A 24,453-nucleotide genomic window follows, 5' to 3' on the forward strand; every position below is an offset into this window, starting at 1 on the left:
TAAAGTTACTTATAAATTCATTTACAGAGTTTTGTTGGTACTGTTGCGAGCTTTTATATTACTATCAGATTTTTTAGGTTTGCTGTAATCTAGTCATGACTAATTTTGTTGATTGTTGACTTTTATTTGTTGTTTGGTTTATGGCATTTGGTGCTTTCAAGCACTTTGGTTGCTAACTTCTATTTGTTACTTGGGATTACAGCGTTTGGTGTTTTCAAGCACTTTGGTTGCTAGCTTCTATTTGTTACTTGGGATTACAGCGTTTGGTGTTTTCAAGCACTTTGGTTGCTAGCTTCTATTTGTTACTTGGGATTACAGTGTTTGGTGTTTTCAAGCACTTTGGTTGCTAGCTTCTATTTGTTACTTGGGATTACAGTGTTTGGTGTTTTCAAGCACTTTGGTTGCTAGCTTCTATTTGTTACTTGGGATTACAGCGTTTGGTGTTTCACTAGTAAGGTAACTTCTCTCCCTTTGGTCGCCAAGTACTGTTCAACATCTGCTCTGCGTAGCAGTCGCAGTGTTTCACAGCAAAACGGCGCCACTAATTTTCATTAGTAGCGCCGCCTCGTTTACTCCATCAAGCTTTTCTTGATTGCATCGACTTTATCTGTCTGCTCCCAAGGTAGTTCAATGTCTGTACGACCAAAATGACCATATGCTGCCGTCTGTTTGTAAATTGGACGACGCAAGTCAAGCATTTCTATAATTCCTGCTGGACGCAGGTCAAAGTTTTCCCGAACAGCTGCAATCAATTTGCTTTCAGATACTTCGCTTGTTCCAAAAGTATTGATCGAAATCGATACAGGTTGTGCTACACCAATTGCATAAGCTAGTTGAACTTCAACTTTTTCAGCTAAGCCAGCTGCAACGATGTTTTTTGCAATATACCGTGCTGCGTAACTTGCAGAACGATCGACTTTTGTAGCATCTTTTCCAGAAAAGGCACCGCCACCGTGACGAGCATAACCGCCATAGGTATCGACGATGATTTTTCGTCCGGTTAAACCTGCATCGCCTTGCGGTCCGCCAATAACAAATCGACCTGTCGGATTTATAAAGTATTTTGTTTCTTCATCTAATAATTCGGCTGGGATCACTTCATCAATGACGAGGGCTTTCACGTCTTTTTGAATTTGTTCCAGCGTTGCTTCTTCATCATGTTGTGTGCTGATTACAACGGTGTCTACACGCTGTGGTTTACCATTTTCATCATATTCTACAGTCACTTGAGATTTTGCATCTGGACGTAAATAAGGAAGCTTTTCCTCTTTTCTCAGTTGCGTCAAACGACGAACAAGTTTATGACTTAAAGAGATCGGTAACGGCATTAATTCTGGTGTTTCATCAACTGCAAAACCAAACATCAAGCCTTGGTCTCCAGCACCAATGTCATCTTTCGTATCTTTTTCACCACGTGTTTCTAGTGCATCGTCCACACCTTGTGCAATATCTGGTGATTGCTCATCAATTGCCACAAGAACTGCGACAGTATCGCCATCAAATCCATATTTAGCTCGTGTATAGCCAATATCTTTCAATGTTTGTCGAACAACTTTTTGGATATCTACATAAGCTGTGGTAGAAATCTCTCCAAAAACTAAAACCAAACCTGTTGTTACACTTGTTTCACAAGCCACACGGGCTAGTGGATCTTGTTCCAAAATCGCATCTAGTATTGCGTCACTCACTTGATCGGCAACTTTGTCTGGATGTCCTTCAGAAACAGATTCTGATGTAAATAAATATCTCTCTGTCATAATGTATTCCCCCTAGTTATATTCGGTTACAAGGCATCTTTGTATAAAATGCAACTCCGTTCGCTTCCAATTCAAAAAGAATCGTTCTGCGAAAAAACTACAATTTTACAACAAATCCTTTCGGGAACTTGTAACGCTTATTAGTATAACAGATTTATCAAGAAAAAACTTACTTTTTATTCTTTTCAAGTAAAACTCTTCGTATTTTGGTTACTGGTACAAAAACGATTAATTTATAAAATAAAAACACCTATCAATCTAAAAAAATAAGGTGTTTTCTATTATACTATTAAAATTTCTGTAATTTATGTAACGGTAAAATTCTCATTTCTACTGTACCGATCATTTCTTTTTCATCTACCAACTGATAGTAACGGCTATCCGTTGCATAAGGTCTATTATCTCCTAAAACCAGGTATTTATCTTTAGGTATCCTAGACTCACCTGTTAATGATTTTAGCGTAAAATCATCTGTAAACATCATACCATCTTTTTCAAATTGATTTTTATACTCTGCAATAAAACGTTCTTCTTTTTCCTCTTCATTGATAAACAATTGACCGTTCTTATAGTACAGACTTTCTCCCGGACGACCGATGATTCTTCGAATTGATTTATCTTTAGAATTAGGAACACGAATATAAACAAGATCAAACCGTTTGATTTTTGCTAATTTATTGACAACGACAACGTCATTATCTTCAAGTGTATCGCTCATAGAATAGCCTTCTACCCTTGCAAAAGAAAATGTAAAAAGAGAAAGAATATAAACAACGCCAAAAGTCACAAACAAAGTCAATGCTATTTCTAAAAAAAGAACATTCAATTTCTTTAATCTTCTTTTTTTCTTATTTATTTTCTTTCGCTTTTTAAGCACTTTAGTTGTTTTCATAGGTGTTTTTTTCTTTATTGTCTTTTGTTGCCTATTTGAGGTCGGCCTTTGATTCGGTTGTTTCTTTTTTCTTTTTTTATGCGTTGCTTTTTCCATAAAATCACCGAGTTATTTTTTATTTACCAACGCTTTTTCATTGATTTTGAAGTAGCTGACAACCGCTGCTTGGTTTTTCTTAATTGTTGCGAGATCTGCTTCAAATTCATTTAAAAGAGCATCATCTTTGAAAAATCCATCTGTTTGTGAGGAGACGTTGATCCCTAGTTCCTTCATTGATTTATAGTATTTATTCAATACTTTTTGCCCTTGTTCTGTATTTCTTATCGTTGCTTTATAAATACCATAGCTTGATAGTTGCCCTGCGAGTAACTTAATATTTTTCCCTGCTTTTACGTCATTCTCGGTTGTTTTAGCTTCTTTTAATTCATTCTCAAAATTTTCCACGAGATAATAGCCTTGAATAACAGCCTTCGAATCTTTCTGGCTCAAATGCATGGATTGGTAATACAAAGAATAACCTGCAGTTATACTTGACACTACAACGAGAAGACTTAAAACGATTCCCCATGTCCGCTGCTTTTTGCTTTTATTCCTGAGATCTCTGATTTTTCGTCTTTTTTGTTTCTGTTTTTTCTTTTTGACTTTCGTTCTTTTTACTTTTTCTAAAGCTCTCTTCGTTTTAAACATCAGATAAAAGGAGATCCCTGCAAACAATATTCCTATGCTTGCCAAGGACAAAGAAACAATAAAAAACCAATCTAATATCGTCATTTCTTTACCTCCATAATTTTTTTGTTTGAAAGAGCTCTCTCAGTCTAAACTGAAAAATAGAATCTGCTTCGTCAGCCACTATTTCTTAGGTCTCTTTTTTCTTGCTTGCTTTTTCTTCGCTTGCTTTTTCTTATTGATTGTTCTAATTACAAGAAAAACGATGATCGCTAATACAAGTACACCACCCACGATTCCTGCAATCAATTGCCAGTTGAATGTTTGAACATCTTCTAAACCAGCATCTTGATTATTGAATTTATCTGCTTCTTCATCGGTAACCTTAAACTTTTCATCCCATTCCCATTTCTTGTCACCAGAGGTTACTAAAATTTTAGCTCGGTAATCTCCCGGAACCATTCGGTCACCTTCCATACTAACTGGAAAATCAATCAATGAATTTGGCGCCATTCTCATGCCAGAACGTTTTGTTTCATATAGAACTTCATCACTGCCGTCTTTCATGATCTGAACTTGTGTAGACATATTTTCGAGATAAGCTGGTTCGATATTTGAGAAGTTGATAAAAAATGTATTTCTAAAATTATTCAATTCTGCATATACTTTATTTAACTCAAGATTAGCTTGAACTTCTTTGTCAGTTTCTGAAAGAATCATCCCAATAACATAAGCGTATTTGTTGATAACACCTGTTTTCTTTGGTTTTGATTTTTCATCTTTTTCGATTTTTTGAAGTTGGATCCCACCTGAGATCACACCATCAAATGATGCTTCGGGCATTGTTATTTCTATGTCGACATCCTGTTCACCGTTTGCAGGTATTTTAACTGTTTCTGGTGCTTTAACGATATTCTCAAAATCATATTTTAATGATTTATCTTTCTTGATCGTGGTTGGCCCATATTCAATAACTCCATTAGCATTTGTTTTTGTCCCGTTCAGTTTGACTGAAACTTCTATTTCTTCTGAAGCTAGATTTTTGATTTTGATTTTAACGTTTTGTTGTTGTCCAGGAGTCATCTTTAAATCAAAATAGCCGACATCTTGACTTTTTTGGTTATCCGGCTTGATTGTTTCATATGTAAATCCAGTTGCGTTACCGCTACTGTTGTCTTGTGCAGATGTCTTTATAGGCATAAGCACAGCTAAAATTACTGTAACTACTAAATATAATAGATGCTTTTTCTTCATCGCTATCCCTCTCTTTAAAAAGGCTGAGACAGAAATTTTCTTTCTGTCTCGCCATTTATTTGAACATGACTACTTAAAGTATGCTCTATAATTAACTTATTATTGAGTTTAAATTATAATACTTCAGCGATTGTCCAAGTGATTTCAGCTGTGTATTCGTCAGCCAATAGAACGTTTGTGTTTGGTACAGTTAATTTAACAGATTCTGCAGTTGTATCAGCAGTTCCATCACCGTATTGACCAAACTCGATTGTGTATGTTCCGATACCTTTAGAAGCATCTTTGTTATCTAAAACAACTACTGATGAACCAGCACCTGTTCCAGCTGCATCCGCTGCTAATTGGAATCCTGCAACAGTAGTTGCTGGCCATTGAGCTGCTGGATCTGCAGATGTGATTGCTGCATTTGAGTAATCAATTGTAGCTGATTTCAAGAATGTTCCAGTATTTGCATTTGCTTCAAATTGTTTTGTTAATTGTGCGCTTACTTTGTATTTATGGTTTGCAACACCACGTACATCTGTAAATTGTACGAAGTTTCCACGAGTAACCTCACCATCCGCTGTTGTTACTGGAATTGCTGCTGCAAAATATTCTGGGTTAGAAGCAAAAGCTTTCACTTTATCTTCACCAAAGTTTAATTCTGTTACAGCGTCAATACTGAATGAACCACGATCTGGGTTAACGATGATTGGTTCTTTTGGATCTACAACTGGTTTTTCTGGATCTTCTGGATCTACAACGTCTTTAGGATCGTTGTCTTCTGTAAATTTGATTTTACCGTTTGTTGGTAATGATTTTGCTTCAGCATTAGCTGCAGCTGGTGCTGCTAGGCTTACTCCTAATAAAGTTAATAATGCTACTGAACATAATGTTTTTGTTTTCATGTGTGTTTCCTCCTAGTTTTTGTGTGTTTGTGTGTGTGTTTGTATTTCTATTTATGGCAACTCGGCTAATACCCAAGTTAACACCGTAGTATAAGGTACCGGATCAACAATAGTTGTTCCTGGTATCGATAGTGAAACAGCTTTATTCAAATAGATGGGTTTGTTATCAAATACTGGATCAAGAACTGCTTGCCCATTTTTATCAAGCCTTGGTTCCAACGTATTCTTTTGGTTGTTCTGATTTTCTACAGATGCCCCAAAAGAAATCGTCCATGTGCCCCCGCCTTGACCAGCATTAGCTTGCGCTAAGTTATAAGAAGCGCCAACGTTGTCTATATTGATGATTTCTTTTGATAGTTGAGGAGCATTGCTAAGATCTTTTGTTGAACTTACCCAAGATTTATCTAGCGATAACATGGCTCCTTTTATCTCACTGTGTTCAGTATCTTTGTTTGTAAATTGCATCTCTTGACGCAACTGTAAGGTCCAGCCTGTCGGTTTTTGTCTCAAGTCAGTCACTTGTACAAAATTCCCTCTAGGTTTAGTCGCACCAAAGAAATTTTGTGCATTTCCGTAATAAATTTCGTCTTTATCAGAAATTTTATTCTGGTAAAAATCCAGTTTTGGAACAAAGTCGATTCTTAAATCTCCCTTTAATTGGGGCGTTTCTCCAGGATCAACTATTTCTCCAGGTTTTTCTGGATCAACAATCTCTTGCGGGTATTCGCCTGAAAATTTGATTTTTCCAGGCCCGCTCAATGATTCTGATTCTGCGAATGCATTAGCGCTATTCAGAGCTAATGCAGAAATCACGGCAACAGGCATAACGAGAAATTTGATGTTCTGTTTTAATTTTCTCATGTATTATCCCGCCCTTCTTTCTCTTTCTTACGCTTCCAGAAAAATAGTAGTAAGCCGATAATGATTAAGGCTGCCCCACTGAATACAAGACTCGTTTTTACCATTTCACCAGTACTTGGGTAGCGCCCAACTGGTTTTATAGTTGCTTCAGAACTAGTTGATGGCTGAGTACTTGATGAAGGTTCAGTAGTACTTGACGGCTCTGTTGAAGAACTCTCTTCGTAAAAGCTGATTACACCACTGGTCTGCACCTCTCCTCCATTATTAGCCGCAGCATTCAATGGATTACTGATTGCTAGCGTTAATACAAAAGCAAAGGAGAGTATTAAAAAGCTGATTATTTTTTTCATACGTAAGAATCTCCTTTACTTTTATGGAGTATCGCCCAATTCCCAAAGAATTTCTCCCTGATAAGTACCTAGGGTCTTCACATCGGCAGCAGAAACCTCAAATTTAAATCCATCTCCAGATTCAGACCATGTATCACTAATATTGTAAGTAGCACCTTCAATGCCGCCGCCTACAACAGCATCTTGAACCATAATATCTTGAGCACCACCATTTAGTGTGATTTCTCGATTTTTATAGACATATTTTAGTGCTCCATCCAATGTATAGGTTGGAGTATCAGGTGTTGTACTTGTCATTGGTGTCGTCATTTTTGCTGTTAAAGACCAGCCTTTTTTATTAGCTCGGCTGTCTTTGACAATTAGGTCAGCGCCATGATGTTCGGCAGCATTTATACGAGTCTTTTTCCCTTGGTATTTTACATTGCCGAAATCAATTTCCGTCGGTGCAGATGCTAACTCTAAAACACCAAAGACTGCTCCACCTGGATTATCTACATCAAGTGATTCTGCTCCATAAGTCTCACGCTTTGCATTTGGATCAACAGCCCCTTCGACAAATGGTGTTTCTCTTGGCGATTCACCGATGGCTTTTGCTTTGTTTGTAATGATTGATCCTACAGCATTAGCAGCAACCGTTGTTTTAAACGTTACTTTGGCTGTTACGCCAGTTGCTAAATCCCCTACATTAACTGTTAATAAACGAGAATCCGCATCATACGTATAGTCAGTCGGACTGATTGCCTCACGATCATTGATTTTGATCTCTGCTGTTTCTGGATCAAAGTCTAAACCTGTTGGAAGCGTATCTGTAATTACAACGTTTTCCCAATTAGTAGTATAAGTGGAAGGTTTATTATTTTTAGCTGTCAGTGTATAGGTCAAAGTATCTCCGACTTGCGTGGTTTGACCGCCTGAAGAAACAACTGTTTTTTCCATCAGTGGTTTGTCAGGCAAGACATCCTCCACGGTATACTTCGCAGCAGGTTTAAATGTTGCATCACGATACTTCAATTCTGTTGCTGGATTGATATTTCCATTAGTATTATTGGTTGACGGTACAGCAGGATCCAGAATCTCTGTAATTTTCCCAGCATTATCTTCTAAGAAAATTTGGACTGTTTCACCTGTATTTAAATATCTAGGTAAGTTATATGCCCATGTACCATCTTCATTGACTGTCCCTACAGTTGTTTGACGTGTGCCATTGAGATCAACGTAGATTTTTGCATTTGGTTCAGCATCTTTACCAATCAATTGCTTCATTCCATTGGTCACTTTCCCACCTGTAACAACTGCTGGTTCAGGTGGCGTGACATCAATTACTGTTGTTTGCGTCTTTTCCCCGATTCGGTAAGGAGTCAAAACATTATTGACAAATGATGCACGATAAGGTGTTCCAAACATATCTTGTTTGGCAAGTTGAAATCCTGGTATCACGTGATTGGCTTTTTTCCAATGTACATAGTTATCATCTGTACTTGTTCCTGTATAGGTATTTCCTAGAGTATCTGTGAAATCGACATACGCCTTACGTACGCTATCTGCATAAACTGGTTTTGTTTTAGCATTACCATCTTCATCAAACGGATCACTACCACCAACAGCCGTATACCCAATCAAAATGCGCGTGCGTTGATCAAAATCTGCATCTGTTACGGGTGTCCATGTTAATTCAGGCGTACTATTCATTCCTGAAATCCGTTTAAAGTTCGGACGAATATATTGACTTTGAAGTGTTGGATCAGAACTCGTAACACCTCCATTAGCAGAAGCATTCGTTACTGTGAAATCTGCAACGTTTGAATAATCATACGTTGGAGAACCATCGATGGCGGCTTGATTGTTCCAAATTGATATATCAGAATTTTTTATAGTGAAACTATTTGTTCCTCTATTCGACGTAGTATCACCAAGAAAAGCATTCGATGTTGTAGTACTGTTATACGAATTCCGAATATCAAATGACTCCGGACTATCAAATATAAACTGGTTTCCTCCATTTGTTGAGTTATAGGCAACTACCCCGCCATTATTATTCCCAACAATAAAAACATTGGATTTCGGTTTAAACTCATATTTCGTATTTTTAGGGTTCGCTTGTGAACCTGCGTTAGTAGCATTTACTGCACCAGATTGAACGGTAGCACGGCTGCCCGCACGAGAAAGCAAATTGACGGTCGAACCTTCTTCGGCTATAAAACTAGCATCATCCACATTAAAGTATGCTGCAGATCCTGGCATGTTTGCATTATAAGTTGCATTTTTCCCAACCCTTAGTTCATCAAAGAAATTATATACAGCCGGATAATTAGTTCCGTTAGCCGTGTAATTTAAATACACAAAACTACCTTCTCCAATATCAAACTTCCTTGTCCCAGTGGAATCAGTGTCACCATTTTTACCAGTGTTATCCATAAACCAAACTACGGAGTAATCATACTCAGCATTCGTACCTTTATAAAAAGTACTAGGTTCAAATGTCATTCCACCTGTATAGAAATTTTCTGCACCTGTTACAATAATATTGTATCCATACATACTGATCTCAGCACGAGGAGCACTGATTAAACGTCCACCAACACGTTGGTTGTCATTTTTTTTGCTAGTGTCATAAGGAGTGTAGATATTTCCAATTCTGTATCGCCATAACCTTCTATTTGAACCAGTTGAGCCGCCTGTTCCCCATTGACCTTTACCATTGACAAATGACCAAGCTGTTCCAAGGTTTCCCTCTAACGCTCCATAGCCAGTATTATTCGCAATTTGGATATCATGCATATGGAACACTGGTACATCTGAAAATGCTTTACCAAAGTTTGCCAAAGAACTTAAATCATCGACATTGATAGAACCGTTTCTCATCTCAAGTAGATGTCCTTGTCCATCTATTTCAATTGATTCTGCTCTAGAAATAGCAATCGCTGTAGCATAATAAATATCTGCATCAAGAATAATTTTTGAGACTTTATTATTCTCAAAAGCTGACCTAAACTCAGCCCAAGTTGATACATGGACCGCATTAGTATCCGGTCGGAAATTATATTGAGCGTTCCATGCCTGATTTTGCTGAGCATTCAAATCAGCATATTGTGTTTGATATTGTTCATTTGTCATGCTTCCAGTGATTTTATTCTCAATTTTTTTCTGAGCTGGCTGATAATTAGTCCCATCCATATACGCTTCCATTTGAGATATAGTAATCGTTTCTTGATTATGCAGATCTTCTTCGGTTTTCAACAAACTAAAGGAATCACTACTCCCTATCAAAGGTTCCTCAGCTGCTTTAATTTTGTTAGAGCTGTTAAATAAAATAACCACTAACACACTGAGTAGAAAAAGACCTAGTCCAATAAAATAAGACTTTTTTCCGATTTTCATATATTCTCAACTCCTCCCCAAAACAATTTTTTGTATGTCTGTCTTAAAAGAACATACAATCTATTTCTATTTTTCTTGCCAATTGTTTAAATTTTTGATACATTCACAATGCAGGGGAAAATTAGCGTTCATTTCTTTTTACTATTCCATGGAGAATGGCTGTTCTCTATATGGCTATTAGTAAACGAGCACTGATTTTCTCTATTTTGTTATGATCAACAGTTGGCTTGAAAAAGAGAAAACATATTTTGTTTTCGTCACCGTCATCGTCTTTTTAGGGACGACCGCCATGACATACTTATGTATCTACTCAATTAGAAAAAAATTTATACCATTAACTTATAGCCCTTTGAGCGTACTGTTTTAATATATTTAGGATGCGCAGCATCTTTTTCAATTTTTTGCCTTAAATGGAAAATCAAATTCGATACTCGGTACTGCTTATCATTGCCTTCATTTTCCCAGACATTTTTGTAAATCTCCTCATATGAAACGGCCACACCTTGTTGTGTCTGTAAAAATTCAATTGTTTTAAATTCTAGTTTTGTCAAGCTGATCTCTTTCCCATTTAATAGGACACTAAAATTACAAGGACGTAATTGTATTCCCGAATCAGGTCTCGATTTTCCTCCACGTTCTTCAGTAATTGAATATGTCCGATTATATCTGTTCAAAGCATTTAACATTAGTAATTTTGACTCTTCCGTTTCATAGTCATTATCAAGTATTCCATCTGCCCCAAGTTGCAAATACACGATATGATTCATTTTATTAGCTCTCTCTGAAATCACCCAAATAAAGGTGTCATAATTTTTCTTCAACAAAATGATCAACTCACAAATCGAACTGATATTTTGCGAATGATGTTCCTTGATAACAATCCCTTCATATTGTTCTGTTGTTTCAATCGCTTCATTTTTATCGAGTACTGTTACCTTTAACTGCTCACTTTTTAATGACTCTATGTATTGTTGCTCCTCTGTGTTACCAAGTATGACAAAGCCTATGTTGTACATGCGGTGTTCCCCTTTATAATTTTTGTTAGAAAATTGACCTTTTCTATTAAACTTTTGTATTTTAATTTTCATAAAAAAATGCAAATGGTTATAAATAAGATATAATTTTTATATATTTCAAAACTAAAATAAGTTTAATTCATTTCAATTGCTAAGTCTACACAAATTCAATCTTTTTTTTATCACTTTTTTGATATATAACTTAAATATTTGAGAATTATGTCAGAATTATATCGTTTATGACACTGATTTTAATTTTATTGAAAGTTAATCAGCTAAGTGAAAGTATGATAGAATAATTTAAAAGGAGTGCAAACATGACTTTAAAAAAAACGATCTATGAGTTAATGAACATTTTTACTGAGGAAAAAAAATTTATTATTGATGGTTATTACAGAATTCGAACGATTGATGACCATACAGTGGAGTTCGCTTATCTAATAGCTGGTCCTTGCGGAGATACAATTGCTCATCCTCAAATTACCGTTTCGCTGAATAAAACTAAGCTAATAGGAACAAAATTAATTGATATGTATTCTTCTCCACCATTGTTTTTAGATAGAGATACTCTAAATGCCCATGAAATCGATAGTGCATTAGATAACTTGATTGAAAAATTCATACAAGCAGCAAAAAATACCAAGACTCAATAAGTAATTGTCTTGGTATTTTAGTTTTTTTATTTTAATTAAACAAAATGAATGAAATGAAAATCATATAATGCATATTACCTTCTATAGTTCGTTTAACTAGTTTTTTTGAAAAAGAAATTAAATATTATTTATCTCATGTCCTATTATGATAGTCTTCAATCACATTTTATGTACGCTATGTGCACTTTGAATACCACCACAAGCTTCTTTACAGGCTTGGTTGATCAATCTAAATGAACTTTCAGTACTATTTAACCCACGTTTGTATTTGATTTCATCAATTACTTCACATTTGTCGTTTAATGCTTCCAGCCAAAAGTAGATTCCTTCTTTATAGGTATCTAAGCCTTCTAACAAGATTTTTGTTGCTTCTTTTTCGCCATAAAATACTAAGTTTTTTCTAAAACTTGCTTCTTCCACAAAGAATCGATTAACATTAGTTCGGCAAAATGCATACGTATCTTTGCCCCTTCTGTTAATGGCTTGACTACAGCTGTTCTCTTGTACTTCCTTAGAAATGGCATTAAAAATCTCATTGTAGACTTCAACTCGTTGCATTACTGACAAAATCATATCTGTATAACTAAACATAATGCTCTCTCCTCCCATAACTAAGCAGCTAAAACCGCTGACTTATGTTTATTATAGTATCTCTCAATCTCTTATATCAAGTAATATGCTATTAAATTGGAATTTTTTTGTCATTTTTTTCATTCCTATGTCTATTTTTTTTCTACTTTTAAACAAAAAAAAAAGCCCATCCCTCAGTGTTTATAAGGGAATCAAGCTCTTTTTATTCATATATAATTATTTCTATAAAATTATTTTACCGATTTTTTTTATTATCCATTTTTTCTAAAATAAGAGGCTTTTCTGATTAGAACTAATAAAAAACCTGAATAAAGTGCTTAATTAGAATTATACACATTATTAATGTATAGATGAAATAATAACACTCGCCAACAAGATTATAATAGCTTTAAAAAGGGAAAATAGATTTTTTATTGTCTTTTATGAAGCATTTGAATGAAAAACAACGGATAAAATTTCCTAAGAAAATGATCCAGCTTATTTCTCAGAGTTAGACAGTTTGAAATGGTCTCTTTTTTTTAAATGTAAAATAGGATATGGTCTTCCTGCTTCATCAACTTCTGTTCTAGCCATTTCCTCAAACCCCATCGCTTGATAGAATGTTCTTGCAGACTGGTTTTGTTCATTGACATCAACAAATTGAATAGCACTATCTTTAAATAAAGTCATTATTATCTGTTTACCATAGCCTTTGCCAATAAATATTGGATCCAGAAAAAGCATTTCTAATTTATCTCCATCTACGCCAGAAAAACCAATAATCTCACTGTCATCCGTCCAAACTCTTACATCTAGGTGCGGAAAATAGGTTGGTAGGTCTCTTTTGATCCTTTCAAAATCTTCTATTTGTAAAAAATCATGTGTTTTTTTTACAGATCGTGCCCAAATTTCTACGAGCTTATCGTACTCATTTTTGGTTGCCTGATGATCATTCATGTTATTCTCCTAAATCTTATTGTCGTTTTGTTTTTTATCATACCATATCTTTGCTTTTACATCGATTTCTTTGATAAAAGCATCTTTTCCATTACAATACGAATCAATATCATAAGGAAATTGATTCGCTAATTCTAGTTTTAATTGGCTGTACTCTATTACTTCTAGTGGATGGTCATTCATGAAATCTCTGAATATCAAATGACGTGAGATTTCTTTATTTCCTTCTTGAAATACATGAAGATGATGGCTTCTATTAGCTCCTCCTTTACTGAAAAAGCGCCGCTCTGGAATGCCATTTTCACCAAGACAATCGTAACCATTTTTTTGCATCACTTGATCAAATGCATCTACTTTTTGAAGCTCTTTGACAACCATTAAAATATCGATCACAGGTTTTGCTTTACTATTTCTAATTGCTGTACTACCAATGTGATTGACCGAGACTATTTGTTTCGTAAAAATTCTTTCTAAGAGCATTTTTTCTTGTTTAAATTTCTCCTTCCAATTTTTTTGAGCGGTTATCACTTCTACTTTCCTACTCATCTTCGTCCGCTCGCTTTCTTTCACTTAATTCATTGATTTGTTCCTGTAACTCACTTAGCAATTCAATTTGTAGATGCTGCATCTGTACTAAGTGCTGCCATTGACTATTGATCAGATAATCCATTTTTTCATGTAACAAGTTTACTTCTATTTCTGCTTTCAAATTTACTTTATAGTCATTGTTTGCCTGTTCCCGATCTCTGGCTTCTTGACGATTTTGGCTCATCATGATAACTGGTGCTTGAATTGCAGCTAAACAGGATAAGGCTAAATTTAATAAAATAAATGGATAACTATCAAATGGTTTTCCCAACAATTGAGTCGAATTAATAATGATCCAGATAACTAACACCGCAATAAATAAGAAAATAAATGGCCAACTTCCCCCGAATTTTGCTATACTATCAGCTGTTTTTTGCCCTAATGTCAAATTTTTCTCCACAGTCGTATTTAGATTATTGGAAATCGTCTCATTGTCTTTGATATTTTGAACGATTGTTTCATTCAGCTTCTCCATGGTCTGTGAATCACTTTTGATCATTGTCTTTATATAGTCTAAACGGTAATTTAAAAGCTCTGGGAAAAAAACTGCTGAATCCTCTGTTAAATCAGGACGTTGATTTAAAATAAATTGTCGAATTTCTTCTTCCACATTTTTTAACAGTATTTCGTTATTATCAACATGTTTATCATGTGCATGTTTAACCAATCGACTCCACTCCTCTTTCTTATTTGATATCAATAGATTTTTTTTATAATCTTATCATACAACGAGAAAGCAATTTCAGATATTAATATGACTAAAAAAGCCTTTCTTTTTGAAAGGCTTTTAGCGCTATTATTATTTAGTACTTTTGTATACATTTTTTAAGGTTAACGGCGATGCAAATGTATGATAATTTAGTCCTTTAACGTCTTCATTTTGTAAAACTGATTGCTGATTTTGGCTGATAATAATCATTCCTGCTGTAGTTTCAAGGCCTTCTTTTTCAGCGGCGATCAATGTTTCCCAGCGTTTTTCTAGATCAGTCGCATATTTTTGTGAGGCATCATCTAACAAGGCATCATATTTTTCATTGGCATAATTACGATCATTTCCTGTCCGCAACATATTCAGTGTAGAAATCGGATCTTGATAATCTGGTGTCCAGTAAATCAAGAACATATCATAGTCACTCTCACGACTAAGATTCAATGCTGTCTCAGTTGGTAATGCTGTCATATTGATTGTCAAACCATCAAATAGTTTTTCTAAACTGCCTTGAAGACTTTCACCCATTTTTTTGTAAGAGCCATCGTCTGTTACCATTAAATCAAGCGTAATTTTCTCGCCTAACTCTTTTTTGGCTAATGCCCAATATTTCAGTGCCTCTTCTTTATTATAAGTCATCAAATCTCCAGCTTCTTCCCTGAAGTCTACACCTGTCTCAGGATTACTTACAAAGCCTTTGGTAATAGCGCCATATAATGGCTTTGATCCATCTGCAATAATATTATTGACTAAGTTTTCTTTATCAATTCCCAGAGCTAAGGCTTTTCTTAGATTTTCATTTTTTAAAGGAGTATCTTTGTCTTTACGTTTTTGATTCAAACGAATATAGTTCATCGTTGCTGTTGGGTAAGAATAATAGTTTGGATTGCTTTGATTTTGTTTCGCTAATTCTCCTGTGATGGTCGCTACATCGAGCTGCCCATCTTCAAAAAGATTCATTGCAGTTGATGCTTCTTTAACTACTTCATAATGGATTTTATCCGATTTTACATTTGCTTGATCCCAGTATGTTTCATTTTTCTTTAGATCCCAACTTAAATCTGTTTGTTTCCAGTTTTCTACAGTAAATGGTCCATTATAAACAACATTTTCACTCGTTGTTCCGTAATCCGTTCCCATTTTTTCAACGAATTTTTGATTTTGCGGGAAAAATGTTGGAAAAGCAAGAACTGAGGTAAAATATGGTTTTGCTTCTTTTAGCTTTACTTCTAGTGTTTGATCATCAATTGCTTTGACTCCAAGTTCATCCACAGCTTTTTTGCCTTCTGAAATTTCTTCCCCATTTAAAATCGTATCTACTACTAAGAAACTATAAACAAACCCATTTTTAGGGTCAATCATTTTTTTCCAAGCATATTCAAAATCTGCTGCTGTCACTGGATCACCATTACTCCATTTAGCATCCTCTCTTAACTTGATTGTATAAGTTTTACCATCTTCAGAAATTTTAGGCATTTCTTTTGCAGCTGCTGGAATTAGTTGATCTTTATCATCCAGTGCGTACAACCCTTCAAAAGCTGCCGTTTGGACGATTGCATCTGGAAAATCCAGCATAACAGACGTATCTAACGTAGTTAATTCTGAAGGTGACATTAAATTCAATGGTCTCATTTCTTGTGTTTGTTTTGCTTCTTTACCACCAGAACATCCCGAAATGATGGTCATTATCACTGCTAATCCAATGACTGATTTGACTATTTTTTTCATACGTTTCTCCCCTATGTTTGTTTTATATGCGTTCAACTAACATCCAAACGACAACTGCCGCTTCTTCCCCGTCATTGTAGTTGATATGTCCTTCTCCTGATTCGATCAATTGAGCATCGCCAGGTTTTCCTATTAAATCTTGACCGTCTTCTAAAATCGTATGAGCTTCTCCCGAAACAACATAAGAATACTCATCTTGATCATGTCTTGCAAATCCTTCTAATGGTCTTTTTTCTCCTGGTTGTAGGACAATTACGCCCATCTGAACATTTTCATTCGGCTGATTTTCTGCATCGAAAAAAATCGTCATTTCTTGCGATAGCGATGGTTTGATGATCATTATTTATACCAGCTCCTTCTATTTTTTATAGGTGATTTTATCTATTATTGCCTTAACTCACTCATAAGTCAATAACATTTTAGAAAATTCTGACTTTTTACTTTTTAATTGATTTATAAAATAAAAAAACAGAAATGATTCAAAAAAACGAATCATTTCTACATTTTCAATTAATTCCAATAACCTTGATGAACTGCAGCAGCAACTTGTTCCACTTCTGGAAATGGCCCAATCACTTGGATATTTTTTTGTCCATGGCTTAATATTTCTTTTGAAGGCAGATCAAAGGTTGGATTTTGTTCATTGTCACCAGTTAGTTCCAGTAATCGTTTTTCGGTCATTGCATATACAATCGTTCCGATATTGCCCCAATAGATTGTTCCCGTACACATTGCACAGGGTTCAGCCGTCGTATACAACGTGCACTCCCATAAAAATTCTTTGCTATATTTCTGTGAAGCCTTTGCTGCTAAAGTGGTTTCTGCGTGTCCTGTACATATATTTTCTGTAATTTCAATATTCTCTTGTTCTAAAAGAATGTTTCCCTCTTTATCTGCTAATAATGCACCAAAAGGGGTATTGCCATGTTCTCGAGCATTGCGTGAAATGTCGACACAGCGCTTTAATAAGTCAATATGCTGATTGTTTGTCATAACTAACTCCTTTTCTTTCCATACGTTCTAATTTAACACAAAACGATGATTCAATGTTTCTTTCATCTCTTTATCAACACCAATTGCTTGTTTTAAATAGGTTGAAATATCACCATACTGCGCTTCTACAGTCTGATAGAAATTATCCAAATAACTGCTATCTACATTTAAAGCAACATGCAATGCTTCTAAATTAGCAGCTTCCAGTTGCACTTTCTTTGCTTGTTCTAAAATTTGAGCATTTTCTTTTTTTCTTAACTCATTTGTTAATAGATAATCTGCATAAATTGCTTCTCTCGGTACACCTAGTGTTTCTAATACTAATAAAGCTGCAATTCCTGTACGATCTTTTCCAGCAAAACAATGGAATAAAATGCTTTCTTGTTTTTGCAAAGCTAAGATTTCTTCAAAAAATTTATTGTATCCCTTTTGTGAAGTTGTGTTTAAAGCAATATCTGCATATAATTTTTCCATATAAGAAGCTGACTTTTCTGGTGATCCAATTTTAACAAAATCCTCGATTGAAGCTCCTTCATCTTGGATATCCTCCAGAATATCAATATGGATATATTCTGCTTTAGGAACAGACATATCAGGTCTTTCTTCTACCTCAGCTTCACTTCTCAAATCGATGATTTTCCCTAAACGATAGTTCGCTTCTAAACGTTGCTCATCATCTTTTGTTAAATTTGATAGCTCTCCTGATCTTAGAAAAACATTCTTTTTAACTTGTTTGCCTTCTTTGTTTTTGATTCCGCCGATATCACGGAAATTTGTAATAGTCACCATAATTTTATCCCTTTTCCTTCTTTTTGTTCTTATTATACACAAAATTCGATCAAAAATGTTTCTTTGATCGAATTTTTGCATAAATGAAGCTGACTTTGATAATAAGACTATTCTCTGCAGCTTAATTTTATTCTACTTTTTTTGTCCTGCCTCAACATAACTTAGATCATTGACTTTATCTAATGTGTATTTTCCATCTTTATATTTTACTGTACAAACACTTGCGTTTTTTAAGCCTCCTTCTGGAATCTTAAAGTCGTCAAACAATGTATCAAGTAATGCAGAAATACTTAGTCCGTGTGAAGCAATCAAAACATTGCCTGAGCCTTCATTTTTCATTTCTTTTTCAACGATTTCATCTAGACCTGCTTTCAGCCTTGTCGTAATTGTTTTATAATCTTCTGCCGGCCAGTTGATTTTAGCTTCTTCTACATTTTTAGCATCTAGTTTAGCTACGCTATTGGCAAAAGATTCTGGTGTCATATTTTTCAAAAATTCCTCTAAGGTAATCCCTTGATCATCTGCAATATCTTGCCACATAGTGTGGTTCAAATCACCTTCATAGGTTCCAAAGTTGAATTCCCTTAATCGTTCATCTGTAATGACTTTTAAATCAGATGATTTTGTGTTTTCTTTTACGATTAGATTAGCTGTTTGAATGGCACGACCACTATCACTACTGTACGCATTTTGAAAATCAATATCTTTCAAACCAATACCAGCTGCTGTTACGACTTCTTCGCCCGCTTTAGTTAAAACAGCATCCGACCATCCTTGAACACGATCAGTGGTGTTCAACATTGTTTTCCCATGGCGGACGATATATAATGTCAATTCTTCTGGTGTTTGTTTAGCAGTTGATGTGTCCTCTTTTTTTGCGTTACCATTACCGCACCCTGTAACTATTAATAATCCTAACATTAAAACCCCTACCAGTTTTGTTAGCTTTTTCATTTTATTCCCACCTTTTCTATGCGTTCGTTAAATCTTCCCCATTTGTCGCAATGACTTTTTTATACCAGTCAAATGATTTTTTCTTCGAACGTTTCAACGTACCATTGCCTTCGTTATCACGATCGACATAGATAAAGCCATAACGTTTCTTCATTTCACCTGTTCCAGCAGAAACTAAATCGATACAGCCCCATGTTGTATAACCTAGTAAATCAACTCCGTCTAGCTCTACCGCATCTTTCATCGCTTGGATATGTGCTGCCAGGTATTCAATACGATAATCATCGATCACATTGCCGTTTTCATCTGGTGTATCCACTGCTCCTAAGCCATTTTCAACGATAAATAATGGTTTTTGGTAACGATCATATAAGTCATTCATTGTTGTACGCAAGCCTAGTGGATCGATCTGCCAGCCCCATTCACTTGCTTCCAAGTATGGGTTTTTCACTGAGGCAAAAATATTGCCAGCTGTTTTTTCGTTGATCGCTGGATCCGTCGATTGTACACGTGATGAATAATACGAGAATGAAATAAAATCGACTGTGTGTTCTTTTAGTAGTTCTAGATCTCCATCCTCAATCGGTAATTCAATGCCTTCGCGTTCTAATTCTTTAAGAGCGTAGGCTGGATACTCCCCGCGAGATTGGACATCGATAAAGAAGAAATTCTCACGGTCTGCTTTACGCGCTGCCCAAACATCTTCTGGTTTACACGTATACGCATAGTTTGTCCCAGCCGCTAACATACAGCCGACTTGGTTTTCTGGATCAACTTCATGAGCGATTTTCGTTGCGATCGCACTTGCTAATAATTCGTGATGAGCTGCTTGGTATTTGACTTGTTCTTTGTTTTCGCCTTCTTCAAAATAAAGACCAGCCCCCATAAATGGTGCGTGTAAAATCATATTGATTTCGTTGAATGTTAACCAATATTTTACTAAGCCTTTATAACGATTGAAAATCACATTACATAGATTTTCGTAAAAGCCAACCATTTCACGACTGCGCCATGCACCATATTTTTCCACTAAGTGCATAGGACAATCAAAGTGAGTGATGGTTACAAGGGGTTCTATATTGTGTTTGCGGCATTCTTTGAACAAATCTTCATAGAACTTCAACCCTTCCTCATTCGGCTCTGTTTCGTCTCCCAGAGGGAAAATACGGCTCCAAGCGATCGATAAACGGTAGGTTTTAAAGCCCATTTCGCCAAACAACGCGATATCTTCTTTATAGCGATGGTACATGTCGATTGCATTTTGGGCTGGGTAAAAATGTTCGTCATCAAAAGCAAACATTTTCTTTTCACCAGTGATTACTGGGAAACGATCTGGTCCAACAGGGGCAAGATCTACGTTCGCTAACCCACGTCCGCCTTCGTTATAGCCACCTTCACATTGATTGGCAGCTGTTGCGCCGCCCCATAAAAAGTCTTTTCTAAATGCCATTTCAAAATTCCTTTCTTTCCAAACCTGCAGTAAAACTATCCTCTCTTACTGCAGGTTCCACTCTCATCTATTTTTTTAAGTTAATCCAGTAATTAATGTATCGTTTGAAGTTACTTCACCTTCTTGTGTTTCAACGATATCTAAATAGTCACTAGTATTAGTAACGATCACTGGTGTTTCAACACTATAACCAGCTGCTTTGATCGCCTCGATATCAAATGTAACTAAGACTTGTCCTTTTTTCACTTTATCGCCTTGTGCTACTTTTCCTTCAAAACCATTTCCTTCTAACTGAACTGTATCCATACCGATATGAATCAATAATTCCATCCCTTGATCTGATATCAAACCAATCGCATGTAATGTTGGGAATAATGTCATAACTGTGCCATCAAATGGTGCTCTAACAACGCCTTCTGTTGGTTCGATCAAAACACCTTTTCCTAAAGCACCTTGTGCGAATGCTTGATCACTTGCTTTACTTAATGGTAAAACACGTCCTTTAACTGGACTTAAAACGGCTTCTTTTATTGCTTTTTGAGCTTTTTTATTTTCAGTTACTTCTTCTACAACTGTATCATCTTTCCAGAAGAAGAATGTTAATGTAAAACCAATTACGACAGCAATCAAGATTGCAACGAAAGAATGAATCATTCCACTCGCATCATCACCATTGATAAAGTTTAACACACCGAAAATTCCTAATCCGCCCATTGTATAAGAAGTTACCCCATTGATCATTAAATACAAACCACCAACTGCTGCTCCGATCATTGAAAAAATGAACGGTGTTTTTCTTGGTAAAGTAATACCGTAAATTGCAGGCTCAGTTACTCCAAAAATTCCAGAAATGATTGCTGGAGGACATAGCGCTTTCATTTTTGCATCTTTTAATTTAAAGAACATTGCCATAACTACTGCAGTTTGTGCAAAACTTGCTGCAAAAGAACCAACCAATACTTGACTTGCTCCTTCTTGTGTAATTTGCATAATAGCAAGCGGTACAACACTCCAGTGTAAACCGAAAATAACCAATACTTGCCAGAAGAAACCAAGAATAACGCCATATAATGCTGGTGAGAAGCCCATCAAAGATTGGAACCCAGCACTTAGTAAATCTGTCAACATACTGATGATTGGACCGATTACTAAGAAACCAACTGGTAATGCAATCAATAATACAAAGAATGGTACTAAGAAAGTCTGAACAACTTCAGGAATAAGTTTTTTGAATAGTTTTTGAATTTGTGCTGCAAAAGCAACAATGAATATGATTGGTACAACACTACTCGTATAACCAGCACCTACCCAAGGAATACCTAAAAATGTATCATAAGCAGGTAAGCCTAATAAACTATAAGGCGCTGCTGCACCAGCCCCAGCAGTTGTTTCAAATGCTGCTTGTAAGGCGCTTCCTTGCACTGTAGGGTAACAAAGAGCTGCCCCAATCACAATACCCACCATTGGGTTTAAATTGAATTTTCTAGCTGCTGTATAACCTAAAATCACTGGCATGAAGTAAAATATCGCATCACCAATACCATTTAACATTGTATAAGTTCCAGAAGTAGCTGAATATAATTTCAAGAAAACAAGTAATGCGTTTAAACCTTTTACCATCCCTGCTGCAGCTAACGCTCCTAAGAATGGTTGGAAACACCCACTTAAAATGTCAATCAAACGATTGAATAGATTGCCCCCAGATGACTCTTGCTCTGCATCTGCTGAAATCCCAGCAATAGTTACAACATCTTCATAAACGGCTGGTACATGATTCCCAATTACCACTTGATATTGTCCACCGCTCTTCATTACAGTCACAACGCCGTCCATATTTTTTAGAACATCGTCATTTGCTTTTGATTCATCTTTCAACTTAAAACGTAAGCGTGTAATACAATGTGTCAAACTATTAATATTTTCTTTTCCACCTACATTGTTAACAATCTTTTCTGCTAAATCATGATATTTTCCCATTTTTTGTTCCTCCAAAGTTTCGTTTTTTTAATACTTTACTTTTGAAGGTTTAGCCAACTTAATGTCACTATCCAAATTTTTTCTTTTGTTGATAATCCTACCCACCTTTCATCCTATTCGTAATCTATGCTAAAATTTAGTAACCTTGCTAACGATTCGTATGCACTACCCGTGCAATATGAATGATCAAATACATTTTCTCTTCCTTAGAAACACTATAGTGATAACTTTCAGTTAAGAACTCAGAAATTTTATTTACACAATTATATGCATTACGATACTTTTTCTTGATTACTTCATACAATTCTCCATCATCTGCACCATGAAATTCTTTATGATTTAATAAACGGTAAGCGAAAAATTTTAAATGAGTACTAAAACGATAAAAATAGACAGAATCCTCATTAAAAGTAATCTTGAAATGGTATTTAACAATATTCGTAATTTCCTGCATAATTTTTGTTAGTGCATAAACATTGCCAACTTCTTCATCCATCTCCGCATTGACCAGATGTAAAGCGATAAATCCAGCTTCATCTTCAGTTAGTTGTACATCAAATTTTTCCTTGACCATCTCTACAGCTTTACTGCCAATAAAATATTCATCTGCAAAAAAACGTTTAATGTCCCATAGCAAAAAATTTTTCACTTCTATTCCTTGCCTTATTCGTTCTAAAGCTGTATGAAGATGATCGGTTAGAGAAATGAAGATCGTATCGTTTAACTTTCTACCAAGTTTTGTCTTGGCATACTTAATAATTTCATCCGATAACTGCATTACTTCTAAAGGCAACTCTTCCAACAACTCTTGAAACTTCAATGAAACATCCTGATTAGCCAAACGAAATATTTGATCAACCTGTTCTTCTGGAATAAAATCGCCAATTTTTCTTTTAAATGCAATACCACGTCCCATCACAATTTGTTCTTGTTCATTCACATCCAACGTAATCACAACATTATTATTCAAAATTTTTTGAATAATCATCTTTTCACTCCCTTCTTCGCATCTATCTCCTTTAATTGTAAAAAAAGAAAAACCCAACCTTTCCAAAAAAGAAGAATCTCCTCCTCATTGGAAAAATTAGGTTTAGCTTGTATTTAAACAATCACTATCCATTTATTTACTTGTTGTGTACAAGCATAGAATACCTTATTACAGCAACGATGTCAACGTTTTCATAAAATTATTTTTTAAAAAAATAAAAAAACATTCAGCCGTTAGCAAAATGTTTTGAATACATGACCCGTACGGGAATCGAACCCGTGATACCGCCGTGAAAGGGCGGTGTCTTAACCGCTTGACCAACGGGCCTTTTGAATTTATGGGCCTAAATGGACTCGAACCATCGACCTCACGCTTATCAGGCGTGCGCTCTAACCAGCTGAGCTATAGGCCCTTAAAGAAAAAAAGCGGGTGACGAGAATCGAACTCGCGACAACAGCTTGGAAGGCTGTGGTTTTACCACTAAACTACACCCGCATGTTTCTTCTTTGAAATGGCGCAAGACAGAATCGAACTGCCGACACACGGAGCTTCAATCCGTTGCTCTACCAACTGAGCTACTGCGCCAAAAATTAATGAAACGGTCTGGACGGGACTCGAACCCGCGACCTCCTGCGTGACAGGCAGGCATTCTAACCAGCTGAACTACCAAACCAAGGTAAAAGTATTGCATCACTATATTACTCTCGCTTTTAAATACTCTAAAAGCAATTGCGGGGGCAGGATTTGAACCTACGACCTTCGGGTTATGAGCCCGACGAGCTACCTGACTGCTCCACCCCGCGATAATAGTATTTGACTATTTCAAGTATCTAAGAACTTAAAATTTCAAAATAAGGAGGATAAGGGATTCGAACCCTTGCACGGTTTTACCCGCCTGACGGTTTTCAAGACCGTTCCCTTCAGCCGGACTTGGGTAATCCTCCGGTATAAATATTAAAAAATGACCCGTACGGGAATCGAACCCGTGATACCGCCGTGAAAGGGCGGTGTCTTAACCGCTTGACCAACGGGCCGC

22 protein-coding genes, 8 tRNA genes and 1 riboswitch are annotated in these 24,453 nt (G+C 35.9%); of the genes, 1 reads left to right on the plus strand and 29 read right to left on the minus strand.

The window, feature by feature from the left end:
- Positions 1-569: 569 nt before the first annotated feature.
- The 9 genes from metK to A5821_RS09270 form a co-directional block, all read right to left on the minus strand.
- A complete protein-coding gene (metK, locus tag A5821_RS09230) occupies positions 570-1,757 on the minus strand; it encodes a methionine adenosyltransferase (protein WP_086314242.1) in 1,188 nt (395 codons plus the stop codon).
- Positions 1,755-1,896: riboswitch (SMK box riboswitch) on the minus strand. Its footprint overlaps the gene before it by 3 nt.
- A gap of 150 nt (positions 1,897-2,046) precedes the next feature.
- A complete protein-coding gene (lepB, locus tag A5821_RS09235) occupies positions 2,047-2,745 on the minus strand; it encodes a signal peptidase I (RefSeq protein WP_249921849.1) in 699 nt (232 codons plus the stop codon).
- Between the two features lie 12 nt (positions 2,746-2,757).
- Complete coding sequence (locus A5821_RS09240) at positions 2,758-3,420, minus strand: hypothetical protein (RefSeq protein ID WP_086314243.1); 663 nt, start codon at positions 3,418-3,420, stop codon at positions 2,758-2,760.
- Positions 3,421-3,498: 78 nt separating this feature from the next.
- Positions 3,499-4,569, minus strand: a complete 1,071-nt coding sequence (locus A5821_RS09245; RefSeq protein ID WP_086314244.1) for a DUF916 and DUF3324 domain-containing protein — start codon at positions 4,567-4,569, stop codon at positions 3,499-3,501.
- A gap of 113 nt (positions 4,570-4,682) precedes the next feature.
- A complete protein-coding gene (locus A5821_RS09250; RefSeq protein WP_086314245.1) occupies positions 4,683-5,456 on the minus strand; it encodes a WxL domain-containing protein in 774 nt (257 codons plus the stop codon).
- 51 nt (positions 5,457-5,507) lie between these two features.
- On the minus strand, positions 5,508-6,317 hold the full coding sequence (locus A5821_RS09255) for a WxL domain-containing protein (RefSeq protein ID WP_086314246.1): 810 nt from the start codon (positions 6,315-6,317) through the stop codon (positions 5,508-5,510).
- Positions 6,314-6,667, minus strand: a complete 354-nt coding sequence (locus tag A5821_RS09260) for an LPXTG cell wall anchor domain-containing protein (RefSeq protein WP_086314247.1) — start codon at positions 6,665-6,667, stop codon at positions 6,314-6,316. The genes A5821_RS09255 and A5821_RS09260 overlap by 4 nt, the downstream gene beginning before the upstream one ends.
- A gap of 21 nt (positions 6,668-6,688) precedes the next feature.
- Positions 6,689-10,045 carry an isopeptide-forming domain-containing fimbrial protein gene (locus A5821_RS09265; protein ID WP_086314248.1) on the minus strand — a complete coding sequence of 1,119 codons (3,357 nt, stop codon included), beginning with the start codon at positions 10,043-10,045 and terminating at the stop codon, positions 6,689-6,691.
- Positions 10,046-10,371: 326 nt separating this feature from the next.
- A complete protein-coding gene (locus A5821_RS09270; RefSeq protein ID WP_086314249.1) occupies positions 10,372-11,061 on the minus strand; it encodes a winged helix family transcriptional regulator in 690 nt (229 codons plus the stop codon).
- A 317-nt stretch (positions 11,062-11,378) separates the two neighbouring features.
- Here A5821_RS09270 and A5821_RS09275 point away from each other — a divergent pair, with 317 nt between their 5' ends.
- Positions 11,379-11,714, plus strand: coding sequence for a hypothetical protein (locus A5821_RS09275; RefSeq protein ID WP_086314250.1), 336 nt, complete (start codon positions 11,379-11,381; stop codon positions 11,712-11,714).
- 159 nt (positions 11,715-11,873) lie between these two features.
- On the opposite strand, the gene A5821_RS09280 is transcribed toward A5821_RS09275, so the two are convergent.
- The 20 genes from A5821_RS09280 to A5821_RS09375 all read right to left on the minus strand — a co-directional run bounded on the left by A5821_RS09280 (position 11,874) and on the right by A5821_RS09375 (position 24,451).
- Complete coding sequence (locus tag A5821_RS09280; protein ID WP_086314251.1) at positions 11,874-12,305, minus strand: hypothetical protein; 432 nt, start codon at positions 12,303-12,305, stop codon at positions 11,874-11,876.
- A 477-nt stretch (positions 12,306-12,782) separates the two neighbouring features.
- Complete coding sequence (locus A5821_RS09285) at positions 12,783-13,241, minus strand: GNAT family N-acetyltransferase (protein ID WP_086314252.1); 459 nt, start codon at positions 13,239-13,241, stop codon at positions 12,783-12,785.
- A 9-nt stretch (positions 13,242-13,250) separates the two neighbouring features.
- Positions 13,251-13,787: a GrpB family protein gene (locus A5821_RS09290; protein WP_086314253.1), complete on the minus strand. Its 537-nt coding sequence runs from the start codon at positions 13,785-13,787 to the stop codon at positions 13,251-13,253.
- Positions 13,780-14,496 carry a DUF1003 domain-containing protein gene (locus A5821_RS09295; RefSeq protein WP_086314254.1) on the minus strand — a complete coding sequence of 239 codons (717 nt, stop codon included), beginning with the start codon at positions 14,494-14,496 and terminating at the stop codon, positions 13,780-13,782. Before A5821_RS09295 ends, A5821_RS09290 begins: the two co-directional genes overlap by 8 nt.
- Positions 14,497-14,628: 132 nt before the next feature.
- Positions 14,629-16,266 (minus strand): peptide ABC transporter substrate-binding protein, encoded by a 1,638-nt coding sequence (locus A5821_RS09300; RefSeq protein WP_086314255.1) that lies wholly within the window; start codon positions 16,264-16,266, stop codon positions 14,629-14,631.
- A gap of 22 nt (positions 16,267-16,288) precedes the next feature.
- The gene (locus A5821_RS09305) at positions 16,289-16,606 is read right to left on the minus strand and encodes a cupin domain-containing protein (protein ID WP_086314256.1); all 318 of its coding nucleotides are present in this window, start codon (positions 16,604-16,606) and stop codon (positions 16,289-16,291) included.
- A 170-nt stretch (positions 16,607-16,776) separates the two neighbouring features.
- The gene (locus A5821_RS09310; protein WP_086314257.1) at positions 16,777-17,259 is read right to left on the minus strand and encodes a nucleoside deaminase; all 483 of its coding nucleotides are present in this window, start codon (positions 17,257-17,259) and stop codon (positions 16,777-16,779) included.
- 27 nt (positions 17,260-17,286) lie between these two features.
- Entirely contained in the window at positions 17,287-18,048 is a 762-nt protein-coding gene (locus A5821_RS09315) for a tyrosine-protein phosphatase (RefSeq protein ID WP_170922986.1), read from the minus strand.
- A 132-nt stretch (positions 18,049-18,180) separates the two neighbouring features.
- Positions 18,181-19,002, minus strand: coding sequence for a histidine phosphatase family protein (locus A5821_RS09320; RefSeq protein ID WP_086314258.1), 822 nt, complete (start codon positions 19,000-19,002; stop codon positions 18,181-18,183).
- Positions 19,003-19,018: 16 nt separating this feature from the next.
- Positions 19,019-20,452 carry a 6-phospho-beta-glucosidase gene (locus A5821_RS09325; protein ID WP_086314259.1) on the minus strand — a complete coding sequence of 478 codons (1,434 nt, stop codon included), beginning with the start codon at positions 20,450-20,452 and terminating at the stop codon, positions 19,019-19,021.
- Positions 20,453-20,527: 75 nt separating this feature from the next.
- Complete coding sequence (locus A5821_RS09330) at positions 20,528-22,429, minus strand: beta-glucoside-specific PTS transporter subunit IIABC (protein ID WP_086314260.1); 1,902 nt, start codon at positions 22,427-22,429, stop codon at positions 20,528-20,530.
- A 148-nt stretch (positions 22,430-22,577) separates the two neighbouring features.
- Entirely contained in the window at positions 22,578-23,417 is an 840-nt protein-coding gene (gene licT, locus A5821_RS09335) for a BglG family transcription antiterminator LicT (protein ID WP_086314338.1), read from the minus strand.
- A gap of 255 nt (positions 23,418-23,672) precedes the next feature.
- Positions 23,673-23,744 (minus strand) — tRNA-Glu (locus A5821_RS09340).
- 11 nt (positions 23,745-23,755) lie between these two features.
- Positions 23,756-23,829, minus strand: a tRNA-Ile gene (locus A5821_RS09345).
- A 12-nt stretch (positions 23,830-23,841) separates the two neighbouring features.
- Positions 23,842-23,912, minus strand: a tRNA-Gly gene (locus A5821_RS09350).
- Between the two features lie 17 nt (positions 23,913-23,929).
- Positions 23,930-24,002, minus strand: a tRNA-Phe gene (locus tag A5821_RS09355).
- 14 nt (positions 24,003-24,016) lie between these two features.
- Positions 24,017-24,090 (minus strand) — tRNA-Asp (locus tag A5821_RS09360).
- Positions 24,091-24,146: 56 nt separating this feature from the next.
- Positions 24,147-24,220: transfer RNA gene (locus tag A5821_RS09365), tRNA-Met, on the minus strand.
- Positions 24,221-24,271: 51 nt separating this feature from the next.
- Positions 24,272-24,361 (minus strand) — tRNA-Ser (locus A5821_RS09370).
- Between the two features lie 18 nt (positions 24,362-24,379).
- A tRNA-Glu gene (locus tag A5821_RS09375) sits at positions 24,380-24,451 on the minus strand.
- Positions 24,452-24,453: the final 2 nt, after the last annotated feature.

Source organism: Enterococcus sp. 7F3_DIV0205 (assembly GCF_002141365.2).
Classification (GTDB): Bacteria; Bacillota; Bacilli; order Lactobacillales; family Enterococcaceae; genus Enterococcus_L; species Enterococcus_L palustris.

Bases quoted from the DNA above. Each gene is read 5' to 3' on its own strand.
- A5821_RS09325 (WP_086314259.1), bottom strand. From the start codon at position 20,452: ATGGCATTTAGAAAAGACTTTTTATGGGGCGGCGCAACAGCTGCCAAT.
- A5821_RS09265 (WP_086314248.1), bottom strand. From the start codon at position 10,045: ATGAAAATCGGAAAAAAGTCTTATTTTATTGGACTAGGTCTTTTTCTA.
- A5821_RS09290 (WP_086314253.1), bottom strand. From the start codon at position 13,787: ATGAGTAGGAAAGTAGAAGTGATAACCGCTCAAAAAAATTGGAAGGAG.
- A5821_RS09300 (WP_086314255.1), bottom strand. From the start codon at position 16,266: ATGAAAAAAATAGTCAAATCAGTCATTGGATTAGCAGTGATAATGACC.
- A5821_RS09240 (WP_086314243.1), bottom strand. From the start codon at position 3,420: ATGACGATATTAGATTGGTTTTTTATTGTTTCTTTGTCCTTGGCAAGC.
- A5821_RS09315 (WP_170922986.1), bottom strand. From the start codon at position 18,048: ATGGTGACTATTACAAATTTCCGTGATATCGGCGGAATCAAAAACAAA.
- metK (WP_086314242.1), bottom strand. From the start codon at position 1,757: ATGACAGAGAGATATTTATTTACATCAGAATCTGTTTCTGAAGGACAT.
- A5821_RS09270 (WP_086314249.1), bottom strand. From the start codon at position 11,061: ATGTACAACATAGGCTTTGTCATACTTGGTAACACAGAGGAGCAACAA.
- A5821_RS09310 (WP_086314257.1), bottom strand. From the start codon at position 17,259: ATGACAAACAATCAGCATATTGACTTATTAAAGCGCTGTGTCGACATT.
- A5821_RS09260 (WP_086314247.1), bottom strand. From the start codon at position 6,667: ATGAAAAAAATAATCAGCTTTTTAATACTCTCCTTTGCTTTTGTATTA.
- A5821_RS09245 (WP_086314244.1), bottom strand. From the start codon at position 4,569: ATGAAGAAAAAGCATCTATTATATTTAGTAGTTACAGTAATTTTAGCT.
- licT (WP_086314338.1), bottom strand. From the start codon at position 23,417: ATGATTATTCAAAAAATTTTGAATAATAATGTTGTGATTACGTTGGAT.
- A5821_RS09280 (WP_086314251.1), bottom strand. From the start codon at position 12,305: ATGTTTAGTTATACAGATATGATTTTGTCAGTAATGCAACGAGTTGAA.
- lepB (WP_249921849.1), bottom strand. From the start codon at position 2,745: ATGGAAAAAGCAACGCATAAAAAAAGAAAAAAGAAACAACCGAATCAA.
- A5821_RS09330 (WP_086314260.1), bottom strand. From the start codon at position 22,429: ATGGGAAAATATCATGATTTAGCAGAAAAGATTGTTAACAATGTAGGT.
- A5821_RS09320 (WP_086314258.1), bottom strand. From the start codon at position 19,002: ATGAAAAAGCTAACAAAACTGGTAGGGGTTTTAATGTTAGGATTATTA.
- A5821_RS09275 (WP_086314250.1), top strand. From the start codon at position 11,379: ATGACTTTAAAAAAAACGATCTATGAGTTAATGAACATTTTTACTGAG.
- A5821_RS09250 (WP_086314245.1), bottom strand. From the start codon at position 5,456: ATGAAAACAAAAACATTATGTTCAGTAGCATTATTAACTTTATTAGGA.
- A5821_RS09305 (WP_086314256.1), bottom strand. From the start codon at position 16,606: ATGATCATCAAACCATCGCTATCGCAAGAAATGACGATTTTTTTCGAT.
- A5821_RS09285 (WP_086314252.1), bottom strand. From the start codon at position 13,241: ATGAATGATCATCAGGCAACCAAAAATGAGTACGATAAGCTCGTAGAA.
- A5821_RS09255 (WP_086314246.1), bottom strand. From the start codon at position 6,317: ATGAGAAAATTAAAACAGAACATCAAATTTCTCGTTATGCCTGTTGCC.